Below are 12,277 nucleotides of genomic sequence, written 5' to 3' on the forward strand. Positions count from 1 at the left end.
CAATGACTTCCTCATCAACGCCCCTGAACCTCGCCCGACAGCTGATCCGCGATCATCTTGTCGAGGGCGAGATGACGCCCGGCAGCGAGATTGCCCTGCGCATCGACCAGGCCCTGCTGCAGGATGTGTTGGGCACCCTGGTGATGCTCGAGCTCGAGGCCATGGGCCTCGAGCGGGTGCACACCGAGCCCAGCGTGCAGTACATCGACCACGGGCTGGTGCAGGCCGACCAGCTCAACGCCGAGACCTATCTGTTCCTCAAGAGTGCCTGTGAGCGCTTCGGGGTCTGGTACTCCGGGCCCGGCAACGGCATCAGCCACCCGGTGCACATGGAGCACTTCGGCATCCCGGGGCAGTCCATCGTCGGCTGCGACAGTCACACTACCTCCGCCGGCTCGCTGGGAATGCTGGCGATCGGCGCCGGCGGCATCGAGGTGGCCACGGCCATGGCCGGCGAGCCGCTCTACCTCACCATGCCCGAGATCTGGGGCATCCGCCTGGAGGGGCGGCTGCCTGACTGGGTCTCGGCCAAGGACGCGGTGCTCGAGCTCTTGCGCCGCCACGGCGTGGCCGGCGGCAAGGACACCATCATCGAGTATCACGGCCCTGGCCTCGAGCACCTCTCCGCCATGGACCGCCACGTGCTGGCCAACATGGGCACCGAGATGGGCGCCACCGCCACGGTCTTTCCCAGTGACGAGGAGACCCGCCGCTTCCTGACCGCCCGTGGCCGCGAGTCGGACTGGAAGCCGCTTTCCGCCGAGCCGGGCTGTACCTATGACCGCGAGGAGGTCCTGGACCTCTCGAGCCTGGAGCCCCTGATCGCGCTGCCCTCGAGCCCCGACAGGGTGGTGCCGGTGCGCGAGGTGGCCGGCAAGCCGCTGCACCAGGCCTATGTGGGCTCCTCGGGGAATCCGGGCTACCGGGACTTCGCGGTGGTGGCGGAGATGGTGCGCGGGCGCAGCGTCGCCGAAGGGGTCTCGCTGGACATCAACCCCTCGTCGCGCCAGGTGCTGGCCACCCTGATCCGCGAGGGGTATCTGGGGTATCTGGTGGCCAGCGGTGCGCGGCTTCACCAGACCGGCTGCAACGGCTGCATCGGCATGGGCCAGGCACCGGCGGCGGGCCTCAACAGCCTGCGCACCGTGCCGCGCAACTTCCCCGGCCGCTCCGGCACGCGGGAGGACAGCGTCTTCCTGTGCAGCCCGGAGACCGCCGCCGCCTCGGCGCTGGCGGGGATGATCACCGACCCTCGGACCCTCGACATGGCCTATCCACGGATAGCGGAACCCGAGAGGATGGTGGTCAACCGCGATCTGTTCACGCCGCCGCTACCGCTGGCCGAGGCACGCCTGAAGCCCCTGCAAAAGACCGACAACACCCCGGCGCTCCCGGAGCTCGCTCCGCTGCCCGACCTCATCGAGGTGCCGGTGCTGCTGGTCACCGGCGACAACATCTCCACCGACGACATCATGCCCGCGGGGCAGCGGGTGATGCCCTACTGGAGCAACGTCTACGCCTCGGCGCCCTTCACCTTCGAGGCGGTGGACCCCGACTACGCCCGCCGCGCCGAGGCGACCCGCGAACTGGGCGGCCACGCCATCGCCGGCGGCCACAACTATGGCCAGGGCTCCAGCCGCGAGAACGCCGCCCTGGTGCCGCGCTACCTGGGGCTGCAGGTGGTGCTGGCGAGAAGCTTCGCGCGCATCCACTGGCAGAACCTGATCTGCTTCGGCGCGCTGCCGCTCATCTTCGTAGACGAGGGCGATGGGGACAGGCTCGAGCAGGGCGACAGCCTGGTGATCCGTGACCTGTATGCCCAGCTGGCCGCCGGCCCCACGCTAGCCGCCGAGGTAGTGGGCAAGGGCCACTTCCGCATGCACCATGGCCTGACCCGGCGGCAGCGGGAGCTGATCGCCCTGGGCGGGGTGATCAACCAGCTGCGGGCGCGCCAGGGCGAGCTGATGGCGGCCCGCTGAGTTACTGGATCAGCGGGTCAGGGCTTCCTCGACAAGTTCGAGGCGGTCCTGACCCCAGAAGGGTTCACCGTCGACGCTGTACCAGGGGGCGCCGAAGCAGCCCTCCACCAGCGCGACCCGGCAGGCCTCGTCGAGGCGGGCCTGGGCCTCGGGACCTTCGGCCTCGGCCAGCAGGGCCCGCCCGTCGAGCCCAACGGTGTCGGCGATCTCGCGCAGGATGCTCGCCTCGGCGATGTCCCGTTCCTCGACCCAGCAGGCCCGCATCAGGGCAAGCGACAGCTCGGCGATGTCGTGCCCACGGGCCTTGGCCGCGAGGGCCAGACGGGCGGCGGGGCGGTCGTCGGTGGGAAAGTGCTTCGGCTCCACGTTCAGCGGCAGTCCCAGCCGCTGGGGCCAGCGCCGCAGCTCGGCCATACGGTAGGCCTGGCGGGCCGGGGCGCGCTTGGCGAGTGGCTGGCCCCCGGTGCGCGGGAAAATCGCGCCCAGGGTGATCGGCACGTAGTCCACCGTGGCGCCGTGGCGCGCGGCGATCTTGCCCAGTCGGGCATGCCCGAGATAGCTCCAGGGGGAGACATGGGTGTAGTAGTAGGTGATATGGCGGGACATGGGCGTTCCTCGTCGGTTCAGCGGTAGGTGGCGTCGTACTGCTTGCGCAGTTCGTTCTTCTGCACCTTACCCATGGTGTTGCGGGGCAAGACGTCGACGAAGAATACTCGCTTGGGCTGCTTGTACTTCGCTAGCCGGCCATCCAGATGGGCCAGTACACCGACCTCGTCGATGCTCGCGCCCGGCTGGCACACCACCACGGCGGTGACGCCCTCGCCGAAGTCGGGATGGGGCAGGCCGATCACTGCCGACTCGTAGACCTCCTCGAGCTCGTCGATCAGCTGCTCGACCTCCTTCGGGTAGACGTTGTAGCCCCCCGAGATCACCAGGTCCTTGTCGCGGCCGACGATGTGCACGTAGCCGCGCTCGTCGACCATGGCCAGGTCGCCGGTGATGAAGAACCCATCCTCCAGCAGCTCCTCGCGAGTCTTCTCGGGCATCCGCCAGTAGCCGATGAAGACGTTGGGGCCGCGGATCTCGAGCATGCCGATCTCGCCCTCGGGCACCTCGCCCCCAGTCTCGCGGTCGGTGATGCGGAACTCCACGCCGGGCAGCGGCATGCCCACGGTCCCGGCGCGGCGCTCGCCATCGTAGGGGTTGGAGAGGTTCATGTTGGTCTCGGTCATGCCATAGCGCTCTAGGATGGCATGCCCGGTCTTCTGCTCGAACTCCCGGTGGGTCTCGGCGGTGAGCGGGGCCGAGCCGGAGACGAACAGGCGCATGCTGGCGGTTGCCTCGGGCGTCAGGCGCTCGTCGGCCACCAGGCGGGTGTAGAAGGTCGGCACGCCCATCAGCACGCTGCCGTGGGGCATCTCCTCGAAGATCACGTCAGCATCGAACTTCGGCAGGAAGAGCATGCTCGAGCCGGTCATCAGGGTGACGTTGCAGGCCACGAAGAGGCCGTGGGTGTGGAAGATGGGCAGCGCGTGGATCAACCGGTCCTCGGGAGTGAAGTGCCAGGCCTGGCGCAGCGTCTCGGCGTTGGAGCCGAGGTTGCGGTGGGTGAGCATGGCCCCCTTGGAGCGCCCGGTGGTGCCCGAGGTGTAGAGGATCGCCGCGAGGTCGCGCTCGCCGAGCGTCACGATGTCTTCCCGAGGCGTGGCGGCGGCGGCCTTCTCCATCAGGCTGCCGTCGGCGGCGGTGCCGAGGGTCTCCACCGCCGGGCAGCCGGTCTCGGTCGCGATACGCTGTGCTTCGTCCAGGACGGCGGCGCGGCAGACGAACAGGGCCGGCTCGGCGTCGGAGAGGAAATAGCGGATCTCCTCGCCGGTGTAGCCGGTATTGAGCGGGAGATAGACCGCGCCGATGCGTAGGCAGGCGAGGTAGAGCAGGATGGCCTCCGGGCTTTTGTCGACCTGCACCGCCACCCGGTCCCCCTGCTGCACGCCTAGCGCGGTCAGTGCACCGGCGAGCCGGGCGCTGGCCTCCAGCGCCTCCGCGTAGGAGTAGCCTCGCCCCTCGCGGGCAGTGATGAAGTCGGCGTCGCCGCGTTCCTGCATGCGCTCGGCGAAGGTCGCGAAGAGGTTGTGGTTCATTTGCTGTGCTCTCCCTTGGCCAGCTTCCGTGCCTTGCGGGCAAGGTCACGCACCTCGCTCGAACAGGCCACGGCGGCGTTGGCGGTATAGTTCTCGTGGTTGCGCTCGATTTCCTCGAGCACGTAGAGATAGTTGACCATCAGGCCGGCGGCCTGCTTGAGCCCCTTGGCGGAGACGTCACCCAGCCAGTTGACCCGGTGCAGCTCGGCGCCGTTGCCCAGGTGGAAGCGGGCCACCGCGTTCTGCGGCTTGCCGCGTGCGTTCTTCTCGTGGACCAGATAGCGCGCGGCCAGCGGCTTGACCACCGCCTCGAGCTTTGTCGCCCGTTCGGGGTCACGCTGCCACTCGGCCGCGTCGAGTTCGCCGAGGGTCTTGCGCAGCTCGCCGGGCAGGCTGTCACTCTGACGTTGCTCGGCCAGCCAGTGGGCGAAGCCCGGCACCGGCGACAGGGTCACGAAGTACTTTAACTGCGGCAATTCGTGCTTGAGCTCCTGGACAACCTGCTTGATCAGGAAGTTGCCGAAGGAGATGCCGCGCAGGCCTGTCTGGCAGTTGCTGATGCCGAAGAAGGCGGCGCTGTCGGCGTCCTCGGGGTCCTCCACGCCGCTGTCCTCGCCGGTCAGGATCGGCTGGATGCGGTTCGGCAGTCCCTTGCACAGCGCCACCTCCACGAAGATCAGCGGCTCGTCGCCGATTGCCGGGTGGAAGAAGGCGAAGCAGCGGCGGTCGCGGGCATCCAGGCGGCGGCGCAGGTCGTCCCAGTCCTGGATCTCGTGCACCGCCTCATAGCGGATGATCTTCTCGAGTATCGAGGCGGGGGTGTTCCAGTCGATGCGCTTGAGCACCAGGAAGCCGCGGTTGAACCAGGAGCCGAACAGGTGGGCGAAATCGGCGTCGATGGCGTCCAGCCCGGGGTGGTCGCGCAGCAGGGCCAGCAGGTCTTCGCGCATCCGCACCAGTTCCACGGTGCCGTCGCTGGCCAGGTTCAGCCGGCGGAACAGCTCCTGGCGGCGCGGCTCACAGGCCTCGAACAGCGCCTGCAGGCTGGCGTTGTCGCGGTCCTCCTGATAGGCAGCATAGGCCGCATCGATGCGCTCCGGCTCGGCGGCGAACTCTGCCTCCAGGCGAGCGAAGAAACGCTCCCGCTCCGGGGCGGAAAGACGGCGGTACATGGCCAGCGCCCGGCTGGCCAGGGCGATGCTCGAGGCCTCGCCATCGCTCTCCAGCAGTGCCTGGCAGGCCGCCACCAATTGCCCGTGGTCGGGCGTGGCGGACTCCCCGCTGCGGCGCCGCCGCAGGGCGTCGCGCTGGGTGATGTTGTTGAACAGCTCCTGCAGGAAACTCATGTTCATGGTCTCGTCTCCATTAGCCCATGATCAGGTTGGGCAGCCACAGGGCGATGCCCGGGAAGAGGCACAGCAGCAGTATGCCCAGCACCATGCAGAGCGCGTAGGGCAGGCTGCCCATGAGGATGTCGCGCAGGGAGATATCCGGAGCGATCCCCTTGATGATGAACAGGTTGAGGCCCACGGGTGGTGTGATCAGGCCGATTTCCAGGTTGATGGTGAGGATCACCGCGAACCAGTAGGGATCGAAGTTGGCGGCCAGGATGATCGGCAACAGGATCGGCGCGGTCATCACGATCACCGCCACCGGCGGCAGGAAGAAGCCGGCCACCAGCAGGAAGAGGTTGATGATGCCCATCAGCACCCAGCGGTTGACGTCGAGGTCGCTGATCGCGGCGGCAATGGTCTGGGTGATGAACATGGAGGATAGGGCATAGGCGAACACCTCCGCGGTGGCGATCACCAGCATGATCATCACGCTCTCGCGCAGCGAATCGCGCATGATCAGCTTGATCGGCTTGACCTGCCACATGCGGTAGATCAGCACCGCGAGGGCCACGCACAGGAAGGCGCCCACGCCGGCCGCCTCGGAGGGCGTGGCCACCCCGCCATAGAGGGCGAACAGGATGCCGGCGATCACCAGCAGGAAGGGCACCACACGAATCAGGGCCTTGAGGTTGGTATCGACGTTGGCCTTGATGTTCTCCTTCACGCGCTCGGCGGTCTGGGACATCGGGTTGTTGTAGCCCCCCTCCAATCGGCAGGCGATCATGGTCCAGATCATGAACAGGCCGGCGAGCATCAGCCCGGGCATGATCCCTGCCATGAACAGACGACCAATGGAGGTTTCGGTGGAGATGCCGTAGATGATCATGGTCACCGAGGGCGGAATCAGGATGCCCAGGGTGCCGCCTGCGGCGATGCAGCCGGCGGCGACGCCGTCCGGGTAGCCTCGGTTGCGCATTTCGGGGATGCCCATCTTGCCGATGGCGGCACAGGTGGCGGGAGACGAACCGGAGAGGGCCGAGAAGATGGTGCAGGCGCCAATGTTGGACACGGCAAGGCCCCCTGGCAGCCGGCCCATCCACAGGTCCAGGGAACGGTAAAGGTCGCGCCCGGTGGGCGAGGAGGCCACGGCGGCGCCCATCAGGATGAACATGGGGATGGCCACGAAGCCAAACTCGGCGATCCTGTCGAAGAAGGTCTCGCCGAAGTAGATCAGCTCGGGTAGCCCACGGTCGTATATCAGCGCGAGCAACGACACCCCGCCCAGGGCGAAGGCGATGGGCGTGCCGATCGCCATCAGCAGGACCAGCACGACGGCAACGATGATGCCCAGTGTAATCGGATCCATGGCTAGGCCTCCCCGCGCAGGATTTCAGCCACGTATTGCAGCGTCAGTAGGGTGGTTCCCACGGCCATGGGCATCAGGGCAGGCCACAGCAGGGGGTTCCACACGGTGCCGGTGCGCCAGTTGAATTCGAAGGCCTCCACGACGTAGACCCAGGAGGCGTAGGCCAGGGCGGCGCAGAAGGCGAGTCCGACCAGGGAGGCCGTCAGCCGCATGGCCTTGCGGGCCATGCCGCCCAGGGCGTCAGGCAGGATGGTGATGGCGACGTGTCCGCCTGTCATCAGCACGTAGGGACTACCCATCAGCATGGCGCCGGTCACCGAGAATACGGTGAACTCGGTCTGCCAGCTGGTGCTCATGCCGAGCAGGTAGCGAATGAAGACCATCTGACAGATCACCAGCACGCCGGCGATGAACATCACCGTCGCCAGGTAGGCGCTGGCCCGGGACAGCACATCCATCAGCCGTATGTAGCCGCCGATGACACCGGGGCGTCGAGCAAGGGGTTGGGAATTGGCCATGGCCGTTGACTCCTCCCGGTTTGCGAAATGGGGGCCGCCCCTTGCGGGCGGCCCGGATCACGGTGGGAAGGGGAAGGCGTTACTCGACCGCGAGGGCGGCGTCGATGATGGCCTGGCCGTTAGGTACGTTCTCGGCGAAATTCTTGTAGGAGGTTTCCCGGGCGATATCGAGCCAGGCGTTGTAGTCCTCCTCGCTCATGCTCACTACCTCGATGCCGTTCTCCCTGTAGACGTCCACCATCTTCTGATCGACGGCGGCCGCTTCTGCAGTGAAGTACGCCTCGGCGGCCTCGCCGGCCTCCATCAGCACGGCCTGCTGCTCCTCGGTGAGGCCCTGCCAGACCTGTTCGGAGATCAGTACCGGCTCATACATGAACCACAGGGCGAAGTCGCCCGGTTCGGTCAGGCACTCCACCTGCTCGTAGAGGCGGAAGGAAACGAACGACATGGAGGAGGTGTTGGCGGCGTCCAGCACCCCGGTCTGCATGGCCGTGTAGACCTCCGACGAGGGCATGGAGGCGATGGAGGCACCGGCGGCCTGGAGCATCTGCTCGAAGGCGGGCCCGGCGGCACGGATGTTCTGGCCGGCCACGGTGTCCGGCGAGGTGATGCACTGCTCGCTGGAGGCGAAACCGCCGGCCAGCCAGCTGTCGGCCAGCACGCGAGCGCCGTTGTCCGAGATCACCTGCTTGATCATGCCCATGTATTCGGAGTCGTTGAGGCGCGCGGCGTGCTCGTGGTTGCGCACCAGGCCGGGCATCAGGGTGGCGGAGAACTCCGGATGGCGACCGCTGGCGTAATCGAGGGGGAGCAGGGTCATGTCGAGGCGGCCGCGAACCAGGGCACCCCACTGTTCCCCGGCACGGAACAGGGACTGGCCCGGGTAGACCTGAATCTGCAGGCCCACATCGGCCTCTTCCACGTGGCGGGCCATCAGTTGGACCATCTCGTCGCGGATGTCCCCCTGGCCCCCGGGGAACTGGTGGGAGGCTCGCAGGACGGTGTCGGCCGAAGCGGAGCTGGCGGCGATGGCAAGGCCCAGGGCAGCGACGGCGGGCAGGGTATAGCGTTTCATTGGGCGTCTCCAAGGTTGTTCTTGTGTCTTGGTCTTGTGTGCTTGGTCTTGTGAGCTTGGTCTTTGGCGTGATGTTTATCAGCGGCGCTGATGTATATATCAATAGTCTTGACATATGCTACTGTCAAGGAAAGGACACATGTTGCGGGCCCGCAAGATACTGCTCACCGGGGCCCGATAGCTTGGATAGCTTGATCTAGGGAGGTGTCGCATGACGGGTGCCAAGCGCTCCAGCGCCCAACGACTCAGGGATGCGCTGGAGGATGACATCATCAACGGGCGCCGGGCGCCGGGAGAGCGCCTGGACCCCGAGGCCCTGGGGCAGGAGTTCAACGTCTCGCGCACGCCGGTGCGGGAAGCGATCCAGCAGCTGATGGCCAGCGGGCTGGTGACGGTATCACCCAAGAAGGGCACCTTCGTGGCCCGGGTGGGTATCGATCAGCTGATCGAGATGTTCGAGGTGATGGCCGAACTGGAGGGGATGTGCGGTCGCCTGGCGGCGCGGCGCATCAGCGAGGAGGAGCTCGCGGCCCTCAAGGAGGCCCATGCCCGCTGCCAGGCCGCCGCCCGGGTCGGTGATCCGGACGAGTACTACTACGAGAACGAGGCCTTTCACTCCTGCATCTACGCGGCCAGCCATAATGACTTCCTGGCCAGCGAGTCGCGCCAGCTCAAGCAGCGACTGAAGCCCTATCGGCGCCTGCAGCTGCAGGTGCGCCATCGGATGCACACCTCACTGGATGAGCACCAGGCCATCGTCGCTGCCATCTCTGCCGGAGAGGCGGGGCGCGCCGAGGCGCTGTTGCGCGATCACGTGCTGATCCAGGGCGAGCGGTTCAGTGATTTCGTGGCCAGCGTGCGTCGCTTCGAGAGTCCGCTCAGCGGCATGGGGTGAGCCCCGGGGCCCGAATGGATGCCATCAACGCCTCGCCTGCGGTAATCTCGTCAGCCTGACAACGACAAGGCCCCGCCGCCATGAACTTCACATGAAGGCGGAAGGCCACGCTGGACTGACACGAGGCTCCCATGAATCGCATCAAGACGCTGACCCTGGCCGTGGCCGCCACCGCGCTGGCCGCCTCTTCATTGACCGCCCAGGCGCGGGACTTTCGCCTGGGGTTGATCACTCCGCCGCAGCACCTGTGGAGCACCGAGGCCGAGGCCTTCGCCGAGACCCTCCATGAGCGCTCGGGCGGCGAGCATAGCATCAGCGTCTTCCCGGCCCAGCAGCTCGGCAACGAGGCGCAGATGGTCCAGCAGCTGCAGACCGGCGCTCTCGACATGGCCTTCCTGACCATCGCCGAGATCTCCAACCGCATCCCGGACTTCGGCGCCCTCTACGCCCCCTACCTGGTGGATGGCGTTGACCACGCCGCGCGCCTGCTGCGCTCCGACACCGCCGCCGAGCTGCTCGAGCTGATGCCCGCCGAGGTGGGCCTGGTGGGGCTCGGCTACGGCATGGTGGGCATGCGCCAGGTGCTCAGCCGCGCCCCCATCGAGCGCATGGATGACATGCGCGGCAAGCGCCTGCGCATCACCCCCTTCGAGCCGATCCGCGACTTCTACACCGCCACCGGCGCGGCGCCGGCGCCGCTGCCGCTGCTCGAGGTCTATGACGCTCTGGCCAACGGCCAGGTGGACGCCATCGACATGGATTTCGATTCGATCCTGATCCTCAAGTTCTATGAGCAGGCCGATAACCTGCTGATCTCCAATCACATGATGTTCCCGATGGTGGGCGTGGTCTCAGGCCGGGTGTGGCGCGAGCTCTCCGCCGAGGACCGCGAGCTGATCGAGACCACCATGGCCGAGCACCTGGAGAACGTGCTGGCCGGCTTCCAGGCCATGGACGCCGCCCAGGAGGAGGAGATCCGCGGCCTGGATCTCAACATCGTCGAGGCCGACGCCGAGTACTTCAGCGAGGCCATCGCCGAGTGGGAAGCCACCTGGGCCGAGAAGGCGCCGATGCTCGAGGCGCTGCGCGAGGAAGCCGAGCGCCTGCGCCAGTAAGGAGACGCGGAGCCAATGCTGTCACGCCTCTCCGACCGCCTGGCGCGCCTGGAGGAGATCGCCGCCGCTGCCCTCGCGGCGTCGGTCACCCTGTTGATCCTGGTCAATGTGGCCTTTCGCGCCGCGGGCAGCCCCCTCTACTGGATCAGCGAGCTGGCCATCTTCGCCATGATCTGGATGACTTTCCTGATCGCCGGCGCGGTGCTCAAGCGCCGGCAGGGCATCGCCGTCACCCTGGTGGCCGATGCCCTGCCGGGCTTCGCCCATCGCCTGCTGATGGTCTTGGTGGATCTCGCCGTGCTGGTCTTCGCCGTGCTGCTGCTGTGGCTCTGCTGGCGCTGGTACCAGCCGCTGGAACTGGCCCGGCTGGGCTTCGACGTCCGCGCCTTCCAGGGCGAGACCTTCAATTTCATCTACGCCGAGAACACCTCGACGTTGGGTATCCCCAAGTTCTGGGTGTGGCTGATCGTGCCCTGGTTCGCGCTGTCGCTGACCTTCCACGCCGTGGTCAACCTGGATGAGGCGCTGCGCGGGCTGCGTGACCCGGTCGAGCCGTTCCGGCCGCCGCGGGCGGGGCCATGACGGTCGCGGTCTTCGGGCTGCTGCTGCTCGGCGCGGTGCCCATCGCCCTGGTGCTGGCGCTGACCGCCATGGTCTATATCCAGGTCTCGGGTAACAGCGTGCTCTTCGAGTCCTATCCCCAGCAGCTGTTCGGGGCCATCGAGAGCTACGGGCTGCTGGCGATTCCGTTGTTCATGCTGGCCGGTGAGCTGATGAACGAGGGCGGGGTGACGCGCCGGCTGATCGATCTCGCCCGGCTGCTGGTGGGCGGCTTCCGCGGCGGGCTGGCCTACATCAACCTGGTCGCCAACATGATGATGGCGGCGATCATCGGCTCGGCCGCCTCGCAGATCGCCATCATGTCCCGGGCGATGGTGCCGGCCATGGAGCAGGAGGGCTACAGCCGCTCCTATGGCGCAGCCATCACCGCCGCCGGGGGCCTGCTTTCGCCGATCATCCCGCCCTCGATGCTGTTCGTGCTGTTCGGGGTGATGGCCCAGGTGCCCATCGCCGAGATGTTCATTGCCGGCATCCTGCCCGGGCTGCTGCTGGGCTTCAGCTTCTTCCTGGCCATCGCCGTGGTGGGGCTGGTGCAGCAGTATCCGAAGGGGCGCTGGCCGAGCCGCGCCGAGGCGAAGCGGGCGCTGGCCATGGGTCTGCCGGCGCTGGCCATCCCCCTGATCATCATCGGGGGCATCCTGCTGGGGCTGGCCACACCCACAGAATCCGCGGCGCTGGCGTCGCTGGCCGCGCTGTTGCTGGGGCGCTTCCTCTACGGCGACTTGCGCTTCGCCATGCTGCCCACGGTGCTCAAGCGCACCGCGGTGAATGCGGGGCTGGTGATCATGCTGATCGCCGCCGCCGGGGTGTTCGGCTGGGTGATCGTCTACGAGCGCCTGCCGCAGATGGCCGCGGCCTGGATCGCCGCGCTCACCACCGACCCCTTCCTGTTCCTGCTGCTGCTGATCGGCGTGCTGCTGCTGGTGGGCATGATCATCGACGGCATCGCCGCGTTGATCCTGGTGGTGCCGATCCTGCTGCCCATCGCCACCCAGCAGTTCGGCATCAGCCCCTACCAGTTCGGCGTGGTGGTCTGCCTGACCCTGGTGCTGGGGCTGCTGACGCCACCGGTGGGGGCGGGGCTCTACATCGCCTCCTCCATGACCGGTGCCCCGCCTCTGCGAATCTTCCGCTCGCTGGTGCCCTTCCTGCTGGCGAGCCTCGTCACCCTGGTGCTGCTGGCCTGGCAGCCCTGGCTGACCACGGCGCTGATCGGACGCTGATCGGGCCGCC

The 12,277-nt window shown here is 67.2% G+C and carries 11 protein-coding genes; 5 read left to right on the forward strand and 6 right to left on the reverse strand.

Features of this window, described 5'->3' with window-relative positions:
* Positions 1-2: 2 nt before the first annotated feature.
* Positions 3-1,979: an aconitate hydratase gene (locus ACR80S_RS01235; RefSeq protein ID WP_435402347.1), complete on the forward strand. Its 1,977-nt coding sequence runs from the start codon at positions 3-5 to the stop codon at positions 1,977-1,979.
* A gap of 9 nt (positions 1,980-1,988) precedes the next feature.
* Here ACR80S_RS01235 and ACR80S_RS01240 read toward each other — a convergent pair whose 3' ends face one another.
* The 6 genes from ACR80S_RS01240 to ACR80S_RS01265 form a co-directional block, all read right to left on the reverse strand.
* Positions 1,989-2,585, reverse strand: coding sequence for a 2-hydroxychromene-2-carboxylate isomerase (locus tag ACR80S_RS01240; RefSeq protein ID WP_435402348.1), 597 nt, complete (start codon positions 2,583-2,585; stop codon positions 1,989-1,991).
* A gap of 17 nt (positions 2,586-2,602) precedes the next feature.
* Positions 2,603-4,120, reverse strand: a complete 1,518-nt coding sequence (locus ACR80S_RS01245) for a malonate--CoA ligase (protein ID WP_435402349.1) — start codon at positions 4,118-4,120, stop codon at positions 2,603-2,605.
* Entirely contained in the window at positions 4,117-5,472 is a 1,356-nt protein-coding gene (locus ACR80S_RS01250) for a malonyl-CoA decarboxylase (RefSeq protein ID WP_435402350.1), read from the reverse strand. Before ACR80S_RS01250 ends, ACR80S_RS01245 begins: the two co-directional genes overlap by 4 nt.
* Before the next feature lie 13 nt (positions 5,473-5,485).
* Positions 5,486-6,820 carry a TRAP transporter large permease gene (locus tag ACR80S_RS01255; RefSeq protein ID WP_435400567.1) on the reverse strand — a complete coding sequence of 445 codons (1,335 nt, stop codon included), beginning with the start codon at positions 6,818-6,820 and terminating at the stop codon, positions 5,486-5,488.
* Between the two features lie 2 nt (positions 6,821-6,822).
* The gene (locus ACR80S_RS01260; RefSeq protein WP_435400566.1) at positions 6,823-7,338 is read right to left on the reverse strand and encodes a TRAP transporter small permease subunit; all 516 of its coding nucleotides are present in this window, start codon (positions 7,336-7,338) and stop codon (positions 6,823-6,825) included.
* Between the two features lie 79 nt (positions 7,339-7,417).
* Positions 7,418-8,413 (reverse strand): TRAP transporter substrate-binding protein, encoded by a 996-nt coding sequence (locus ACR80S_RS01265; RefSeq protein ID WP_435402351.1) that lies wholly within the window; start codon positions 8,411-8,413, stop codon positions 7,418-7,420.
* A 211-nt stretch (positions 8,414-8,624) separates the two neighbouring features.
* Here ACR80S_RS01265 and ACR80S_RS01270 point away from each other — a divergent pair, with 211 nt between their 5' ends.
* From ACR80S_RS01270 to ACR80S_RS01285, 4 genes are all read left to right on the forward strand, one after another.
* On the forward strand, positions 8,625-9,308 hold the full coding sequence (locus ACR80S_RS01270; RefSeq protein ID WP_435402352.1) for a GntR family transcriptional regulator: 684 nt from the start codon (positions 8,625-8,627) through the stop codon (positions 9,306-9,308).
* Positions 9,309-9,439: 131 nt separating this feature from the next.
* A complete protein-coding gene (locus ACR80S_RS01275; RefSeq protein WP_435400563.1) occupies positions 9,440-10,423 on the forward strand; it encodes a TRAP transporter substrate-binding protein in 984 nt (327 codons plus the stop codon).
* A 15-nt stretch (positions 10,424-10,438) separates the two neighbouring features.
* Positions 10,439-11,005 carry a TRAP transporter small permease gene (locus ACR80S_RS01280; protein ID WP_435402353.1) on the forward strand — a complete coding sequence of 189 codons (567 nt, stop codon included), beginning with the start codon at positions 10,439-10,441 and terminating at the stop codon, positions 11,003-11,005.
* Positions 11,002-12,267: a TRAP transporter large permease gene (locus tag ACR80S_RS01285; protein WP_435400561.1), complete on the forward strand. Its 1,266-nt coding sequence runs from the start codon at positions 11,002-11,004 to the stop codon at positions 12,265-12,267. Before ACR80S_RS01280 ends, ACR80S_RS01285 begins: the two co-directional genes overlap by 4 nt.
* The last annotated feature ends 10 nt before the right edge of the window (positions 12,268-12,277 follow it).

It is taken from the genome of Halomonas salsilacus (assembly GCF_051216275.1).
In the GTDB taxonomy this organism is placed as follows: domain Bacteria; phylum Pseudomonadota; class Gammaproteobacteria; order Pseudomonadales; family Halomonadaceae; genus Halomonas.

What these genes read in the sequence shown, in the direction of transcription:
- ACR80S_RS01275 (WP_435400563.1), top strand. Translation starts at nt 9,440, where the DNA reads ATGAATCGCATCAAGACGCTGACCCTGGCCGTGGCCGCCACCGCGCTG.
- ACR80S_RS01255 (WP_435400567.1), bottom strand. Translation starts at nt 6,820, where the DNA reads ATGGATCCGATTACACTGGGCATCATCGTTGCCGTCGTGCTGGTCCTG.
- ACR80S_RS01265 (WP_435402351.1), bottom strand. Translation starts at nt 8,413, where the DNA reads ATGAAACGCTATACCCTGCCCGCCGTCGCTGCCCTGGGCCTTGCCATC.
- ACR80S_RS01240 (WP_435402348.1), bottom strand. Translation starts at nt 2,585, where the DNA reads ATGTCCCGCCATATCACCTACTACTACACCCATGTCTCCCCCTGGAGC.
- ACR80S_RS01235 (WP_435402347.1), top strand. Translation starts at nt 3, where the DNA reads ATGACTTCCTCATCAACGCCCCTGAACCTCGCCCGACAGCTGATCCGC.
- ACR80S_RS01280 (WP_435402353.1), top strand. Translation starts at nt 10,439, where the DNA reads ATGCTGTCACGCCTCTCCGACCGCCTGGCGCGCCTGGAGGAGATCGCC.
- ACR80S_RS01260 (WP_435400566.1), bottom strand. Translation starts at nt 7,338, where the DNA reads ATGGCCAATTCCCAACCCCTTGCTCGACGCCCCGGTGTCATCGGCGGC.
- ACR80S_RS01270 (WP_435402352.1), top strand. Translation starts at nt 8,625, where the DNA reads ATGACGGGTGCCAAGCGCTCCAGCGCCCAACGACTCAGGGATGCGCTG.
- ACR80S_RS01245 (WP_435402349.1), bottom strand. Translation starts at nt 4,120, where the DNA reads ATGAACCACAACCTCTTCGCGACCTTCGCCGAGCGCATGCAGGAACGC.
- ACR80S_RS01250 (WP_435402350.1), bottom strand. Translation starts at nt 5,472, where the DNA reads ATGAACATGAGTTTCCTGCAGGAGCTGTTCAACAACATCACCCAGCGC.
- ACR80S_RS01285 (WP_435400561.1), top strand. Translation starts at nt 11,002, where the DNA reads ATGACGGTCGCGGTCTTCGGGCTGCTGCTGCTCGGCGCGGTGCCCATC.